The sequence below is a fragment of the Nocardioides sp. NPDC058538 genome (assembly GCF_042719275.1).
GTDB lineage: Bacteria > Actinomycetota > Actinomycetes > Propionibacteriales > Nocardioidaceae > Nocardioides.
The window spans coordinates 195,985-211,052 of the sequence record NZ_JBHXNY010000007.1; the positions used below are offsets into that span (position 1 = coordinate 195,985).

The 15,068-nt window shown below is 69.1% G+C and carries 12 protein-coding genes; 6 read left to right on the forward strand and 6 right to left on the reverse strand.

The window, feature by feature from the left end; translation table 11 throughout:
* The first annotated feature begins 17 nt into the window (after positions 1 to 17).
* Complete coding sequence (locus ACFWQC_RS09305) at positions 18 to 587, forward strand: Uma2 family endonuclease (RefSeq protein WP_378676229.1); 570 nt, start codon at positions 18 to 20, stop codon at positions 585 to 587.
* On the opposite strand, the gene betT is transcribed toward ACFWQC_RS09305, so the two are convergent.
* From betT to ACFWQC_RS09320, 3 genes are all read right to left on the reverse strand, one after another.
* Positions 568 to 2,715, reverse strand: a complete 2,148-nt coding sequence (gene betT / locus ACFWQC_RS09310) for a choline BCCT transporter BetT (protein WP_378676232.1) — start codon at positions 2,713 to 2,715, stop codon at positions 568 to 570. The genes ACFWQC_RS09305 and betT overlap by 20 nt on opposite strands.
* Before the next feature lie 70 nt (positions 2,716 to 2,785).
* Positions 2,786 to 4,522: a choline dehydrogenase gene (betA, locus tag ACFWQC_RS09315; RefSeq protein ID WP_378676235.1), complete on the reverse strand. Its 1,737-nt coding sequence runs from the start codon at positions 4,520 to 4,522 to the stop codon at positions 2,786 to 2,788.
* A gap of 5 nt (positions 4,523 to 4,527) precedes the next feature.
* Positions 4,528 to 6,030 (reverse strand): aldehyde dehydrogenase family protein, encoded by a 1,503-nt coding sequence (locus ACFWQC_RS09320; protein WP_378676237.1) that lies wholly within the window; start codon positions 6,028 to 6,030, stop codon positions 4,528 to 4,530.
* Between the two features lie 166 nt (positions 6,031 to 6,196).
* Here ACFWQC_RS09320 and ACFWQC_RS09325 point away from each other — a divergent pair, with 166 nt between their 5' ends.
* The 4 genes from ACFWQC_RS09325 to ACFWQC_RS09340 all read left to right on the forward strand — a co-directional run bounded on the left by ACFWQC_RS09325 (position 6,197) and on the right by ACFWQC_RS09340 (position 10,765).
* Positions 6,197 to 6,769, forward strand: a complete 573-nt coding sequence (locus ACFWQC_RS09325; RefSeq protein WP_378676240.1) for a TetR/AcrR family transcriptional regulator — start codon at positions 6,197 to 6,199, stop codon at positions 6,767 to 6,769.
* 304 nt (positions 6,770 to 7,073) lie between these two features.
* On the forward strand, positions 7,074 to 9,059 hold the full coding sequence (locus ACFWQC_RS09330) for a family 20 glycosylhydrolase (RefSeq protein ID WP_378676243.1): 1,986 nt from the start codon (positions 7,074 to 7,076) through the stop codon (positions 9,057 to 9,059).
* A 98-nt stretch (positions 9,060 to 9,157) separates the two neighbouring features.
* A complete protein-coding gene (locus tag ACFWQC_RS09335) occupies positions 9,158 to 10,357 on the forward strand; it encodes an NAD(P)/FAD-dependent oxidoreductase (protein ID WP_378676245.1) in 1,200 nt (399 codons plus the stop codon).
* A gap of 210 nt (positions 10,358 to 10,567) precedes the next feature.
* Positions 10,568 to 10,765: a hypothetical protein gene (locus tag ACFWQC_RS09340; RefSeq protein WP_378676248.1), complete on the forward strand. Its 198-nt coding sequence runs from the start codon at positions 10,568 to 10,570 to the stop codon at positions 10,763 to 10,765.
* Between the two features lie 105 nt (positions 10,766 to 10,870).
* On the opposite strand, the gene ACFWQC_RS09345 is transcribed toward ACFWQC_RS09340, so the two are convergent.
* On the reverse strand, positions 10,871 to 11,446 hold the full coding sequence (locus ACFWQC_RS09345) for a GNAT family N-acetyltransferase (protein ID WP_378676250.1): 576 nt from the start codon (positions 11,444 to 11,446) through the stop codon (positions 10,871 to 10,873).
* Between the two features lie 150 nt (positions 11,447 to 11,596).
* On the opposite strand from ACFWQC_RS09345, the gene ACFWQC_RS09350 reads away from it, so the two are divergent.
* On the forward strand, positions 11,597 to 12,544 hold the full coding sequence (locus ACFWQC_RS09350; RefSeq protein ID WP_378676253.1) for an RNA polymerase sigma-70 factor: 948 nt from the start codon (positions 11,597 to 11,599) through the stop codon (positions 12,542 to 12,544).
* Between the two features lie 14 nt (positions 12,545 to 12,558).
* Here the strand turns inward: ACFWQC_RS09350 and ACFWQC_RS09355 are convergent, their stop codons facing one another.
* Both ACFWQC_RS09355 and ACFWQC_RS09360 read right to left on the reverse strand, forming a co-directional pair.
* On the reverse strand, positions 12,559 to 13,890 hold the full coding sequence (locus ACFWQC_RS09355) for an MFS transporter (RefSeq protein ID WP_378676255.1): 1,332 nt from the start codon (positions 13,888 to 13,890) through the stop codon (positions 12,559 to 12,561).
* Positions 13,891 to 13,963: 73 nt separating this feature from the next.
* Positions 13,964 to 14,824: a shikimate dehydrogenase gene (locus tag ACFWQC_RS09360; protein WP_378676258.1), complete on the reverse strand. Its 861-nt coding sequence runs from the start codon at positions 14,822 to 14,824 to the stop codon at positions 13,964 to 13,966.
* Between the last annotated feature and the right edge of the window lie 244 nt (positions 14,825 to 15,068).

Below are 15,068 nucleotides of genomic sequence, written 5' to 3' on the forward strand. Positions count from 1 at the left end.
GGCGGTATCCTCGAAACATGACCGCGTTGCCCGACTGGATGCACCCTCCCCGTGAGGAGGGTTGGTACTCCGAAGACCTCGACATGCTCGTCGAGGCGCCGCGTCATACCGAACTCATCGACGGAGCCCTGGTCTTCAATATGTCACCGCAGCGCCGCTGGCACAGTCGGCTCGTCACGGCCCTGACCAACTCGCTGACGGCGCAGGCGCCGGACGGGTTCGAGGTGGATCGGGAGCTGACTGTGGTGCTCGACCGGCGCAACCGGCCGGAGCCGGACGTGCTGGTGAGCACGGCACGGATCTCCGACCAGGCGTCGTTCTACGATGCCGATTCTGTGGCCCTGGTGGTCGAGGTGGTCTCGCCGGAGTCCGAGCATCGCGACCGGGCGGTGAAGCCGCAGAAGTACGCCGAGGCGGGGATCTCCCACTACTGGCGCATCGAGAACGAGGACGGCGCGCCCGCGATCCATGTCTACGAGCGCGACGACCTCACCAACGCCTACGTCCCGATCGGGATCTTCCGCGACCGGCTCGACGTCCCGGTGCCGTTCCCGGTCAAGATCGACCTCACCGATCTGCTCCGCTGACGTCCTCCGCCGGCACCTCGGGCACCTCGGCGTGCAGCTGTTCCTGCTGGACGAGGTGGAGGTAGGAGAGGTGGCGCTCGTACTGGTCGAGGACGTCACCCATGAGCTGCTCGCGTGAGTAGCCGTTGACGTCGTAGCCCTGGGTGCCCTCGGCGAGGTGGACCTCGGTGCGGAAGTAGACCTCGCCGGTGACCCGGCCGACCGCGAAGGTCGGCGCCGGGCACGGCAGCGGGGTGAGCTTGTAGACGAACGCCGGCGCGTCCTCGAGATCGGTGTGGAGCTGGACACCGGCGATGCCGCGTACGGCCTTGGTCTCGGTCACGACCGAGGACAGCCCGTGCGAGGAGAGTTCGGCGGCGACCTCCTCGAGGACCGGCGTCGCGACCGTGCCGATGAACCGCTCGGTGTCCCTGGCCGTGGGATAGGTGACCGAGCGGCGCAGCCGCTGCGAGAGCGAAGGACGTACGCCTCCCTCGGCTGCCCCGACCAGGCGGGCCGAGGAGATCGCGGCCGGGAGGGCGTAGCGCACGCTGTCGGTCTTGAACGACTCCAGCCGTAGCGATCGGTAGAGGCCGACCGCGACCAGCGCCAGCACTATCGAGAACGGCAACCCCATGATGATCGTCGCGTTGGTCAGTGTTGTCAGCCACGCGTCCCCGCCGGCGAACATCAGGGCGAGGGTGAGCGCGCCGATCGCGAAAGACCAGAAGATCCGTACCGGGATCGAGCAGTCGGCCATCGGGTGCGGCAGCCGCGAGGTGAAGTTTCCCATCACCAGCGCGCCGGAGTCGGCGGAGGTGACGTAGTAGAGGAAGCCGGTCAGCGTGGCGACCGCGATCACCAGCGTCGCGGCCGGATAGGCGTCCAGGAAGGCATAGAAGCCCTGCGCGTAGTTGCTGTTGGTCAGCTCGCCGAACTCGGCGTCCCCACCACGGATCCGGCCCAGCGCGCTGTTACCGAAGATCGAGACCCACAGCAGGATGAACCCGAACGGGATCATCATCACGCCGATCAGGAACTGCCGGATCGTCCGACCGCGCGAGATCCGCGCCAGGAACAACCCGACGAACGGCGACCAGGCCACCCACCAGGCCCAGAAGAAGAGGGTCCACAGGTTCTTCCAGACGCCGACGTCGGGGTTCTCGGCGGTGTCGTACGGCATCGTGTCGAAGCTCATCCCAGGCAGGTGCACGAGGTAGTCGCCGAGGTTCATCACCAGCGAGTTGAGCAGGAACGCGGTGTCGTCGGAGAAGAGCACGTAGAGCATCAGCGCCAGCGACAGCAGCACGTTGAGCTCGGAGAGCCGGCGAATGCCCTTGTCGACCCCGGAGACCGCCGAGATGGTGCCGAGCAGCACGGCCACCACGACCAGGCCGACCTGCGCCCCGCGGCCCTCGGGGATGTCGAAGAGGACGTTGAGGCCCGCGTTGAGCAGCGCGATGGAGATGCCGAGCGAGGTGGCGATGCCGAAGATGGTGCCGAGCACCGCGGCCATGTCGATGCCGTCACCGAGCCGCCCGTGGACCCGCTTGCCGAAGATCGGGTAGAGCGCGGAACGGATCGAGAGCGGCAGCCCGTGGCGGAAGGAGAAGTAGCCCAGCGCCATGCCCATGACGGCGTACATCGCCCAGCCGGACAGGCCGTAGTGGAACAGCGTCCAGCCCACCGCCTGCTCGGCGGCAGCGATGGTGCTGCCCTCGCCGGTCGGCGGGGTGAGGTACTGCGAGACGGGCTCGGCGACCGAGTAGAACATCAGGTCGGCGCCGATCCCGGCCGCGAAGAGCATCGCCGTCCAGGTGAACATCGAGTACTCCGGCCGGGACTCCTCCGGGCCGAGCCGGACGCGCCCATAGCGGGACAGACAGATGAACAGCACGAACGCGATCAGCGCAGCGGCGAGCGCGAAGTACCACCAGCCGAAGTACGTCGAGATCCACCCCACGACGCGCCCGATGGCGGCGCCAGCGGTGTCCGGCGCGAGCAGCGTGAAGAGCGTGAACGCGAGCACCACCCCAGCGGAGCCGAAGAAGACCGTCTTGTTCAGCTCCGGCTTCGTCGTCGGGATCTCGTCTGGGTCTGCGGCGGGTTCACCCAGGGGCGTACGCGACGGGTCGATTGTCTCCGGCATGAGCTGTCTCCTCCGGTGGGGTGCCCGGCAGGCTAGTCCACCCGGTGCCGGTTCGGGTCACGATTGGATCTCAGGACTGGTTGCGCGGGTCCCCCGCAGGCCACAACGGCGAGTCGTCGCGGTGGCGGTAGTAGGGAGCATCGGAGGGCGCCAGCGGGGTGTTGCCGGCGATCAGGTCGGCCGCCTTCTCCGCGACCATCATCACGGGCGCGTAGATGTTGCCGTTGGTGACGTACGGGAAGACGCTCGCGTCCACGACCCGTAGTCCTTCCGTGCCGTGCACCTTCATCGAGGTGGGGTCGGTGACGGCCATCTCGCCGGTCCCCATCGCGGCGGTGCAGGAGGGGTGCAGCGCCGTCTCGGCGTCCTTGCGGACCCACTCGAGGATCTCCTCGTCGGTCTCCACGCTCGGCCCCGGCGACATCTCTCCGGCGTTGAACGGCGCGAAGGCGGGCTGGTTGAGGATGTCGCGCGCCACCCGGACCGCCTCCACCCATTCCTTGCGGTCCGTCGCGGTGGAGAGGTAGTTGAAGAGCATCGAGGGCTTCCGCATCGGGTCGGCGCTCTTGATGCGCACGTAGCCGCGAGTGTCGGCGTACATCGGGCCGATGTGCACCTGGTAGCCGTGCTGGCCCTTCTCCTGGCCGGGCGCCATCGACCCGTCGTAGCGGATCGCGATCGGCAGGAAGTGGAACATCAGGTTCGGCCAGTCCACGTCCTCGTTGGACCGCGCGAACCCGCCGCCCTCGAAGTGGTTGGTCGCGCCCAGGCCCTTCTTCTGGAAGAGCCACTGCCAGGCGATCTTGGGCCGCTGGTGCCACACCAGGCCGGGCGCGATCGAGACCGGCTGCTTGGAGGCGTACTGGATGTAGACCTCGAGGTGGTCCTGGAGGTTCTCCCCCACGCCGGGGAGGTTGTGCACGACATCGATCCCGTGCTGCCGCAGCAGCGACTCCTCCCCCACGCCCGAGAGCTGGAGAAGCTGGGGCGTGTTGATCGCGCCGCCGCAGCAGATCACCTCGCCGGCACTGACGGTGTGCTCCCGGCTCGCCCGGCCGACACCGCGTACGTAGTCCACACCGGTCGCCCGCGGGACGTCACCAGAGGTGTCGAAACGGATCTTGGTGGCGTACGCGAAGGTCTCGACGTCGAGGTTGGGGCGGCTCATCACCGGGTGCAGGTAGGCACGGGCGGCCGACCAGCGGCGGCCGTCCTTCACGTTGCGGTCGAAGGGGGCGAACCCCTCCTGGCGGTAGCCGTTGACGTCGTCGGTGAGCGGGTAGCCGGCCTCCTGGGCGGCCTCGAAGAACGCCGAGAAGAGCGGGTTGGAGGCGGGGCCGCGCTCGAGGTGGAGCGGGCCGGAGCCACCGCGCCACTGGTCGGCGCCGGAGGTGCCGTCCTCGAGGAAGCGGCTCTCCATGCGCTTGAAGTAGGGCAGGCAGTGCCGGTAGTCCCAGGTCTCCATGCCGGGGTCGGCGGCCCAGCGCTCGTAGTCCATCGGGTTGCCGCGCTGGAAGATCATGCCGTTGATCGAGCTCGAGCCGCCGAGCACCTTGCCGCGAGCGTGGTAGACCTTGCGGCCACCCAGGTGCGGCTCGGGGTCGGTCTCGTAGGCCCAGTCGTAGAACTTCGAGCCGATCGGGAACGGCAGCGCCGCGGGCATGTGGATGAACGGGTCGATCTTGAAGTCGCTGTGGCCGGCCTCGAGGACCAGAACCTTCGTGGACGGGTCGGCGCTGAGCCGGTTGGCGAGCGCGGAGCCGGCCGAGCCACCGCCGACGATCACGTAGTCGTAGGTCTGGGTCATCGTCTTCACTTCTCCTCGGCGGTGCTTGTTCTGGGGGAGGTCGGGGCGAACCAGTGCTGGGGGCTCGGGTCGATGTTGTGCCAGATGTGCTTGGTCTCGCGGTACTCCTCCAGCCCGGCCTGGCCGAGCTCGCGCCCGATCCCGGACTGCTTGTAGCCGCCCCACTCGGCCTGGGCCACGTAGGGGTGGTAGTCGTTGATCCAGACCGTGCCCATCCGGAGCCTGGCGGCGACCCGCTCGGCGCGGCCGGCGTCGGAGGTCCACACCGCGCCGGCGAGGCCGTAGATGGAGTCGTTGGCGATGCGGACGGCGTCGTCCTCGTCGGTGAAGGTCTCCACGGTCAGAACCGGCCCGAAGGACTCGTCCTGAGTCACGCTCATCTCGGTCGTGCAGTCGTCGAGGATGGTCGGCAGGTAGTAGAAGCCGTCGGCGAGCGCGGGATCGTCGGGGCGCTTGCCACCGGTGCGGAGGGTGGCGCCCTCGGCGAGGCCCTTCGCGACGTACGCCTCCACCTTGTCGCGGTGGGCGCTGCTGGTCAGCGGGCCGGTCTCGGCCTCCTCGTCGAAGGGTCCGCCGAGACGGATCTGCTCGGCCCGGGCGACCAGCTCGTCGACGAAGCTGTCCTTGATCGACTCCTCGATGATCAGCCGCGCGCCGGCAGAGCAGACCTGGCCGGAGTGCAGGAAGACGGCGGTCAGCGCGAAGTCGAGCGCGGTCTCGCGGTCGGAGTCGGCGAAGACGATGTTGGGGTTCTTGCCACCGAGCTCGAGGGCCACCTTCTTCACCGTCGCCGCGGCGTTGGCCATCAGCCGCTTCCCGGTGGCCAGACCACCGGTGAAGGAGACCAGGTCGATGCGGGGGTCCTCGGACAGCGGCGCACCGGCGGTCGGTCCCTCGCCGAGAACCAGGTTGGCGACACCAGCCGGCAAGCCGGCCTCCTCGAGCACCTTCATCAGATGGATGGCACTGTGCGGCGTGATCTCGCTGGGCTTCAGCACGAACGTGTTGCCCGCGGCCAGGCACGGCGCGACCTTCCAGGCGACCTGCAGCAGCGGGTAGTTCCACGGCGTGATCAGCCCGCAGACCCCGATCGGCTCGTGCACGATCCGGCTCTTGACCGTGCTGGATCCGGTGTCGACGACCCGGCCGGCGTCCTCGGTGGCGATGTGACCGAAGTGGCGGAAGACGGAGACCACGTCGGCGACGTCGTACTCTCCTTCGACCAGCCGCTTCCCGGTGTCGAGCGCCTCCGCGCGGGCGATGATCGCGGTGTCCCGCTCCAGCAGGTCGGCAACCCTCAGCAGCAGGTCGCCCCGCTCCCGCGCGGGCGTCGCCGGCCACTCGCCACTGTCGAAGGCATTCCGCGCCGCGGCGATCGCGGCCCGGGTGTCCTCCGCTCCAGCCTCCGCAACGGTTCCGACGACCGCGCCGTCGGCGGGACAGCGGATCTCTCGCTGCTCGCCCGACTGCGCGGGCAACCAGTGCCCGTCGATGTAGATCTGGCTCATGCAACCTCCGACGTCGGGTCGCGCAACAGGCAACCGCGGGTGAATTACAAATGATCCTGCGCCGACTGAAGGGCCAGGTCAAGGGCTGGGAGAACAAAGTTGTTGCAAGTGGTACAAATTTGTTGCAGCTGGTACAAAACGCTGCGCCAGTTGTTACAGTCGCCGCATGACGACCGCTGGTGCCGCGCCCGCGAAAGATCCACAGCGCCGCGCTGCCTGGGCCGAGCTGGCCACCGACTACGTCCACGAGCACGGCCTGATCGGCCTGAGCCTGCGTCCGCTGGCGGCAGAGCTGGGCACCAGCAACCGGGTCCTGCTCTACCACTTCGGCACCAAGGACCGGCTGGTCGCCGACGTGCTCCGCACGTCCAACGAGCGATCGGTCGCCGAGGTCGCCGCGCTCGAGCCCTCCGAGGACCTGCGTTCCGCCGTCTATGACCTCTGGGCGGTGATGGAGGGCGACCGGTGCAGCCGGATCTATGTGGAGGCGGCCGCGCTCGGTCTCTTCGGCAGGGAGCCGTACGTGTCTGCGGTCCAGGAAGCCAACACACTGTGGATGGCCGGTCTCATCGCGCATCTGGACAAGTCCGGCGTGGATCCCACCGTCGCCGAGCGGGCAGCCCACGTCATCGACGCCGCCTTCATGGGCTTCCAGCTCAGCCTGGGTCGCGACGGCAGCCTCCCAGAGCGCGCCCAGTCCGTCGACGATCTGGCGGACGCCGTCGCCGCTCTGGCCTGATCCACGCGCCCGCGACGCGGATCGCTCCGGTCGATGTCACGCCGCCGGGTCCCGGATAGAGATCGAACCCCGATCGCTTGATTTCGCGACGCTGCGGCGCCGACGCCGTTACCCTCGATGGTTGACCGAGTTGGCAGTCGATGGAGGCATGCGCATGATTCGTTCGGGCTCTATCCAAATTCTGACAACGGCGTTGGCAGTCGGCGTCGCCACGATGCTCATCGCCACTTCGACGACGTCATCCGCCACAGCTCAACCCCGGGCCGAACACCTGGGCAAGGCCGAGACCCCATTGCCCGGCCTGGTGCCGAAGCCGCTCCAGGTGAGCGCGAAGGGCGGGCCCGGTTTCGTCCTGACCAAGCAGTCGCGGATCGTCGCCCGCGGCACTGACGCCGACGAGGTCGGTGCCCTCATGGCCGCCGAACTGCGCCCGGCGACCGGCTTCGACCTCCCGGTCGTCTCCGGCAGGCCGACCCCTCGCGATGTCGTCCTGACCATCGACCCCGAGGCCGAGTTCGACGAGGTCGAGGGCAACCCGGAGGCGTACAAGATCGCCTCGACGGCCAAAGGGGTCAGGGTCACCGGGGCGAGTCGCCACGGCCTGTTCAACGGCACCCAGACGCTTCGGCAGCTGCTGCCGGCGTTCGCAGCGTCTCCCTCGCGCGTCAACACCACGTGGACGGTGCCAGCGGTCTCGATCCTGGACGCGCCGCGATTCAGCTATCGCGGCCTCATGCTCGACGTCGCCCGCTCGTTCCTCGAGGTCGACGAGGTCAAGCAGGTCATCGACGCCGCGGCGGCGGCCAAGATCTCGGTGCTGCACATGCACCTGGCCGACGACCAGGGATGGCGGATCGACATCACCAACTCCGGTCGGGCGGCCGGTGACGACATCGACTACACGGCGCTGACCCGGGTCTCGGGAGCGACCGCGGTGCTCGGCAACCCGTATCAGAGCGCCGACGGTCACACCGGGTTCTACACCCAGGACGACTACCGCTCGCTGGTGCGGTATGCCGCCGAGCGCGAGATCGAGATCATCCCCGAGATCGACATCCCCGGCCACACGAATGCCGCCCTGGCCGCGATCCCGCAGCTCAACACCGCCGGGTCGAGCCACCCGGCGACCGAGGACGAGCCGGTTGCGCCACACAACGGGACCATCGACGTCGGCTACTCCTACCTCGATCCGACCTCCGAGGTGACCTACACCTTCATCGAGCACGTCTTCTCGCAGCTCGCTGCGCTCACGCCGTCCGAGTTCCTTCACGTCGGCGGCGACGAGTCGCATGCGATGACGCAGCGCTATGGCCACGACGGCTACGTGGCGTTCGTCGAGCGGGCGCTCGCGATCGTCCACGGACTCAGCAAGAAGACGATCGGCTGGAACGAGTACGCCGAATCCGGGCTCGCCGCGGGTGATGGTGTTCAGTACTGGGCCGGCACGACCGAGCACGCGAAGCGCGCCGTCATCGAGGACGGCGCCAAGCTGCTCGTCTCGCCGGGCAACATGTCCTACCTCGACATGAAGTATCACCCGAAGACGCCGATCGGGCTCTCCTGGGCGTGCTCGGGCGACTGCGACGTCGCGCACTACTACGACTGGAGCCCGCAGGAGGTCATCGCGGGCGTCGGGGACGAGCACATCCTCGGCACCGAGGCGCCGCTGTGGTCCGAGACGATCCGGGGCGTCGACCAGGCCGAGTTCATGATCTTCCCGCGCATCCTCGCGCATGGGGAGACCGGCTGGACCGCCGAGTCGCTGCGCTCGCCGTCGGACTTCGCGGCGCGGCTCGCTTCGGTCGGTCCGCGACTGGCCGCCGCCGGCACCAACTTCTACGACGGGCCGCAGATCGCCTGGTCGACCGAGTTGGCCGGAACCGATGCTGCGCTGTCGGTCGGATCGGCCGGATCGGTCGGATCGGCCGGATCGGCCGGATCGGTCGGATCGGCCGGATCGGTCGGATCGGCCGGATCGGTGTCGGTCGGACTGCTCGCCGCCCCCGGGACCAAGACGGACGGGACCGCGGTCACCGTAGACGAGGTCGACGACGCGGACAGCACCGGTGGCTCGTCGCTGACCGCACCGCTCACGGCGACGGTCGACTTCGGGGACGGGTCGGCTCCGGTCCCCGCACGGTTCACCGCGTCTGAACCCCGGGATTCACTCCACGCTGCCGGGGTCTATGCGGTGACGGCTGCTCATACGTACGACTCCCCGGGGACGTATCGCGGCACGATCACAGCCTCCGACGGCTCGAGGGCGAGGTTCACCATCACGGTTTCCTGACCGAGTGGAGGTTGTGAAGCCGAGAGTGACCTATGGCTCACTCTCGGCTTCACAACCTCTCGATGTCACAGACCTCGCCGGGCCGGTGTCCTTGGGGTATGAGCAATCAAGGAACCTTCAGCAGGAGCCCGGTAGTGGTCGTCGGCGGCGGATATGCCGGTGTGATGGCCGCCAACCGGCTCGCCAAACGCGACGACATCGCGATCACCCTGGTCAATCCACGCGACCACTTCGTCGAGCGGATCCGGCTGCACCAGCTGGTAGGGGGCACGTCCGAGGCCGTGGTGGCCTACGCCGACATCCTCAGTCCCCGGGTCCGTCTGCACGTCGGCACGGTGAGCGCCATCGATGCCGACGCGCGGACGGTCGCATTCGAGGACGGGGAGGAGGTGGCGTACGACTATCTGGTCTACGCCGTCGGCAGCACCGGCGAGACGCAGGTGGCGGGAGCGCACGAGCATGCCTTCGGCGTGTCGACCTACGAGGAGGCGATCCGCCTGCGGGCGGCGCTGGAGACGACGTCGGCCGACGCGCCGGTGGTCGTCGTCGGCGGCGGACCAACCGGGATCGAGGTCTCCTCCGAGCTCGCCGAGGCAGGCCGGAACGTGGCTCTGATCTGCGGAGACAGGCTCGGCCCGTGGCTGCACGAGAAGGGCCGCGCCGATGCAGAGCGCGCCCTGCGGCGACTCGGCGTCGGCATCGTCGAGGGCGCCCGGGTGACAGAGGTGCTGGACGGCCGCGTACGCCTCGACAACGGCCGCGAGCTGCCGAGCGCGGTGACGATCTGGACCGCAGGGTTCACCACCCCGGACCTGGCGCGCCGCAGCGGGCTCTCCACCGACGAGGTCGGCCGGCTGGTCACCGACGAAACCCTGACCAGCGTCGACGACGACCGGATCATCGCGACCGGCGACGCCGCTGCACCGTCGGGGTTGGCGTACCGGATGAGCTGCCAGGCTGCCAACCAGCTCGGGCCGCTGGCCGCGGAGACGGTGCTGAGCCGGCTCGCCGGCGCCGCGCCGGAACCGATCAGCATCGGCTTCGTGGGACAGTGCATCAGCATCGGCCGCGGGTTCGGCCTGGTGAACTTCGCCCGCCGCGACGACTCGGCCGTGGGCGCCCGCCTCCGCGGCGTGCCCGCGGCGAAGGTGAAGGAGCTGGTCTGCCGCAGCACGATCTGGGCCCTGGGCATGGAGGCGCGCCACCCGGGCTCCGCGATCGGCCTCAAGGACAGGTCGCGCGCCGGACGCGCCCAGGCGGCAGCGGTCAGGCCGCTGGGCCGGGAGCCCAGCCTGTGAGTCTCGCGGTCGCCGGTGCCTCCCGCCTCAGCGACACCACCGGCGGCGTCGTGACCAGGGGCATCGTCAACCTCGCGTACGCCGGGCTGGCCCTCTTCGTCTGCCTCGGCTGAGCCTTCGGGAGGAGTTCAGGCAGGCGACGTACAGCGCTTGCCACGGGATCACGCGGTCCGGCCAGGTTGAGGGCCTCCCTCACCGAAAGAGATCCCGATGCGTACCTTCGTCCGGTCGCTGACCGCGGTGCTCGCCGCGGCGGCATTCCTCTCCCCCACTGCCGCCACGGCGGGCACGACCGACGCCGCGCGGCCCCCCGCCGAGCTCGGTACGCCGCACGCGCAGGCGCACGCCCACAACGACTACGAGCACGAGCGTCCGCTGCTCGACGCCTTCCTGACCGACAGAGCCTGACCGCGAACCGATGGCGGGGAGCTCACCGCCGGATCGGCGGCCATCCGGCGACGTCGCACTGACCATGCTCGTTGCTGCCGGCCGCGAGAGCAGCCTGGTGGTGGGTCACGCCGTCGCGTCGTCGGCGAAAGCGCGAACCATCTCGTGATTGACCCCGTCGATCATCTCGACCCGCATGCCGGTGTCGACGTAGCCGCACTTGCGATAGGCACCCTGCGCGCGAACGTTGTGCTCGTTGACGTGGAGGCGCACCTGCTGCACACCGATCTCCTGCAGCCATGCCTCCGTCTCCGAGACAAGCGCTTGGAGGACGCCGCCACCGCGCTGGGCCGGCCGCACGTAGACGCCCACGAGGGCTCCGCGCAGGTGTGGACTCGTCTCGCCGATGTAGTCGGGTTCGCCCGGCGCTGTCACGAGTGCCGTCACCGTCCCGGCGAGCTCGCCGTGATCGTCGACCGCGACGAACTTCCCCACGGCGGTGCCGGCCGCGGCCGTCTGCGCCTGGTCCCGCCAATAGCTGTCGGGTCGCTGGAGGGCGTCTTCGAGCCGCTCGAGGTAGGCAAGGTGGGCGATCGGGTCGCGCAGCGCTTCGAGACGCAACTCCCGGATGCTCTGCCACTCATCGGCATGCACTCGGCGCACCGTGAAGGAAGCCAACACCTCACCCTTCTCGACGGTCATGGCGCCATCGTCCCAACCCACCCTGCCACTCGTCGAACATTTTTCGGCAGACGTACGGCTCGGCGGGGCGCCGTGCCCGGGCGCCATGTCACAGTCCCGGGCGCCGTCTCGTCCCAAGGGTGGAAGATGTGGACCTGAGGGAGGACGACCGTGACACCTGAGACCGAGATCGAGTTCGAGGAGCTGCGACCGCTGCTGTTCTCGATCGCCTACCGGATCCTCGGCAGCGTGAGCGAGGCCGAGGACGCGGTGCAGGAGACCTGGATCCGGCTGGAGTCGACCTCGACCGAGCCCGACTCGCTCAAGGCCTACCTGTCGACCGTCGTCACCCGGATCTCCCTCGATGTGCTGCGCTCCGCGCGCGTGCGGCGGGAGACGTACGTCGGGCCATGGTTCCCCGAGCCGCTGCCGACCGACACCCACGTCGATGACCATGCGGGTCTCTACGCCAGCCCGGAGCGCGCGACGGAGCTGGCCGACTCGGTGTCGATGGCGGCGCTGCTGCTGCTCGAGCGGCTCAGCCCGCTGGAGCGGGCGGTCTTCGTGCTGCGCGAGGTCTTCCACTTCGGCTTCGCCGACATCGCCGCGGCGGTCGACCGTTCCGAGGCCGCCTGCCGTCAGCTCGCCTCCCGGGCGCGGCGACACATGGACGAGGGCAAGCCGCGGTTCGAGGCCGACCGGCGCAAGCGCGAAGAGCTCTCCAGCCGGTTCTTCGAGGCGCTGCGTGACGGCGATCTGGACCAGCTCCAGGCACTGCTGGCGGCCGATGTGGAGACCGTCAACGACGGCGGTGGGGTGGCCGGTGGCGTCGGCGGCCGGTTCGGCGCGGAGAAGGCCGCTCGCATCCTGATCGCGGCGGTGCCCCCGCTGCTCGCCATCGGTGCCCGCCTGGAGCAGCGCGAGCTCAACGGCGAGCCGGGAGCCATCCTGCGCGACGCCGACGGTGCCATCCTCGGCACCTGGACCCTCGACATCCTCGACGGCCGGATCCAGCGGATCCGCTCGGTCACCAACCCCGAGAAGCTGGGCCACCTTGGCCCGGTCGCCGATCTGAAGGACGTCGTACGCCGCCGCAACCGCCACCGCCGCGGACAGTGACGTCGCTGGTGTGGTCAGGCGGCGGCGCCCTGCGGGTCCGGGGCCCGCCGCATACCGAGGTCGGCGGTGCGTACGTCCTTGGTCTCGCGGGCGGTCAGGGCGGCGATCGACGCGACGAGGCAGACGACCGCGGTGTAGCCAGCGGTGACGACCCAGCCACCCTCCTGCACGCCACCCAGAGCGGTGACGATCGACGGCGTGAACCCAGCCAGCAGGAATCCGATCTGGGTGCCGATCGCGACACCGGAGAAGCGCACCGGGGTCGAGAACATCTCGCCGTAGAACGACGGCCAGGTCGCGTTCGCGGCCGCGTAGCCGAAGGAGAAGGTCAGGATCGCGAGCGCGAAGACGAGCAGCTCGCTGCCCTGGCTCATCGAGAGCAGGTAGAACGGCATCATCACCGCGCTGGCCACGGCACCGTAGATGAAGACGGGCTTGCGACCGATCCGGTCGGCGAGCCGGCCGAACATCGGCTGGGTGAACAGCGCGACGACGTTCGCCGCGACGACCAGCCACAGCGTGATCGAGTCGACCATGCCGACCGCGACGCCGTAGGCGATGGCCAGGTTGCCGAAGACCGTGGAGACGGCCGCGATGAAGGCGCAGCAGATGACCCGCAGCACGTCGACCCAGTGGTCGCGCAGCAGCACCGCGAGGGGCAGCTTGGCGACCTCGTTGTTGGCCTTGGCCTCCTCGAACTCCGGGGTCTCGTTGAGGCGGCTGCGGATGAAGAACGCCACGATGACCACGATCGCGGAGAGCCAGAACGGGATCCGCCAGCCGATGCTGTACTTGATGTCGTCGGGCAGGGCGACGACCGGGATGAAGACGAGCGCGGCCAGGATCTGGCCGCCCTGGGTGCCGGTCAGCGTCCAGGACGTGTAGAAGGAGCGCTGGTCGTCGGGGGCGTGCTCGAGCGTGAGCGAGCTGGCACCGGCCTGCTCCCCGGCGGCCGAGAGCCCCTGGAGCAGACGGCAGAACACCAGCAGCGCGGGCGCGATCCAGCCGGCCTGGTCGTACGACGGCAGACAGCCGATCAGGAACGTGCCACCACCCATCAGCAGAAGGGTGAACAGCAGCACCTTCCGACGGCCGATCCGGTCACCGAAGTGACCGACGAAGACCGCGCCGACCGGCCGGGCGACGTACGCGAAGGCGAAGGTCGCGAACGACATCACCAGGGCGGCGTCCCCGGCTGTGGGGAAGAAGACGTGCGGAAAGATCAGCGCCGCGGCAGAGCCGAAGATGAAGAAGTCGTAGTACTCGACGGCGCTGCCCATGAAGCTGGCCAGCGCGGCCCGTACCGGGGTCTTGCCTTCTTGGTTCTCGGTGTCAGGTCCCGCCATCGGGTCCTCCTCGGGTAGGCCCGCGGTTCCTGACCGCGGACGGGTGGGGGGTGGAGTTTGTCTGAAGCTTTGGTCAGCCGGCCGCGGCCAGCTCGCGCAGGTGGGCGAGCATCCGCTCGGCATCGGGGTCGATGCCGGTGATCAGCCGGAAGGCGTCGACGGCCTGGTAGACCGCCATGTGGCCTCCGTGGAGAGTCCGGCAGCCGACCTCACGCGCCGCCTGCAGCAGTGCGGTGTCCAGAGGCCGGTAGACGATGTCCGCCACCCACAGCTCGGGGCGGAGGAGGCTCGTCTCCAACGGCGTACCGGGGTGGTCGGCCATGCCGACCGGGGTGCAGTTGACCAGTCCGTCGGCGTCAGGGAGGAGCGCCGGCAGCTTGTCGACGTGGCTCGCCTCGACGGAGCTCTCCGGGTGGTGACGCCGGATCTCCTCCACGCGCGCCTGGGCGCGGTCGAGGTCCATATCGGCGATGACCAGCCGGTCGGTCCCCTGCGTCACCAGCGCGTGGGCGACGGCCGAGCCCGCCCCTCCCGCGCCGAGCTGCACGACGGTGCCGAGCGGGGCACCCGGCATCCCGGTGCGCAGCGCGTGGCCGAACCCGGTCGTGTCGGTGTTGTAACCGACCGCACCCTCGTCGGTGAAGACCACGGTGTTGACCGCACCGAGGCGGGCCGCGGTCTCGTCGAGCCGGTCGAGGTGCTCGATCACGAGCTCCTTGCACGGGTGGGTGATGTTGAGGGCGTCGAAGCCGAGCCGTCGAGCCTCGCGCATCAGGTCGCCCACACCTTCGGCCGGGACGCCCAGGTCCGTGATGTCGAGCGTCTTGTAGACGTACGACAACCCGTGCTCGAACCCTTCGCGCATGTGCAGCGCCGGACTCAGCGAGGGTCCGACGCCCGCGCCGATCAGGCCGACAAGAAACGAAGACTTCATCCAGACGGTCCTTAATGTACGAACTAGTACGTTACGCCAGTGAAGGGGATCACATCCCACCACGGCTAGTCAACCCCCGCGCCGAGACGTCACCCCGGTCGGCCGAGAAGTCGCGTACGTCGGCCGAGGCGGCAGGGCAATGCCATCTCGGCCGACGGGAGCGACCTCTCGACAGAGGGTCACTCAGCCGAGGCGTCACTCCCGTCGGCCGAGTTGGTACAGGGCTGCCCACTCGGCCGACGCG

Coding starts and splice junctions, on each gene's coding strand:
- ACFWQC_RS09305 (WP_378676229.1), top strand. CDS start 18: ATGACCGCGTTGCCCGACTGGATGCACCCTCCCCGTGAGGAGGGTTGG.
- betT (WP_378676232.1), bottom strand. CDS start 2,715: ATGCCGGAGACAATCGACCCGTCGCGTACGCCCCTGGGTGAACCCGCC.
- betA (WP_378676235.1), bottom strand. CDS start 4,522: ATGACCCAGACCTACGACTACGTGATCGTCGGCGGTGGCTCGGCCGGC.
- ACFWQC_RS09320 (WP_378676237.1), bottom strand. CDS start 6,030: ATGAGCCAGATCTACATCGACGGGCACTGGTTGCCCGCGCAGTCGGGC.
- ACFWQC_RS09325 (WP_378676240.1), top strand. CDS start 6,197: ATGACGACCGCTGGTGCCGCGCCCGCGAAAGATCCACAGCGCCGCGCT.
- ACFWQC_RS09335 (WP_378676245.1), top strand. CDS start 9,158: ATGAGCAATCAAGGAACCTTCAGCAGGAGCCCGGTAGTGGTCGTCGGC.
- ACFWQC_RS09340 (WP_378676248.1), top strand. CDS start 10,568: ATGCGTACCTTCGTCCGGTCGCTGACCGCGGTGCTCGCCGCGGCGGCA.
- ACFWQC_RS09345 (WP_378676250.1), bottom strand. CDS start 11,446: ATGACCGTCGAGAAGGGTGAGGTGTTGGCTTCCTTCACGGTGCGCCGA.
- ACFWQC_RS09355 (WP_378676255.1), bottom strand. CDS start 13,890: ATGGCGGGACCTGACACCGAGAACCAAGAAGGCAAGACCCCGGTACGG.
- ACFWQC_RS09360 (WP_378676258.1), bottom strand. CDS start 14,824: ATGAAGTCTTCGTTTCTTGTCGGCCTGATCGGCGCGGGCGTCGGACCC.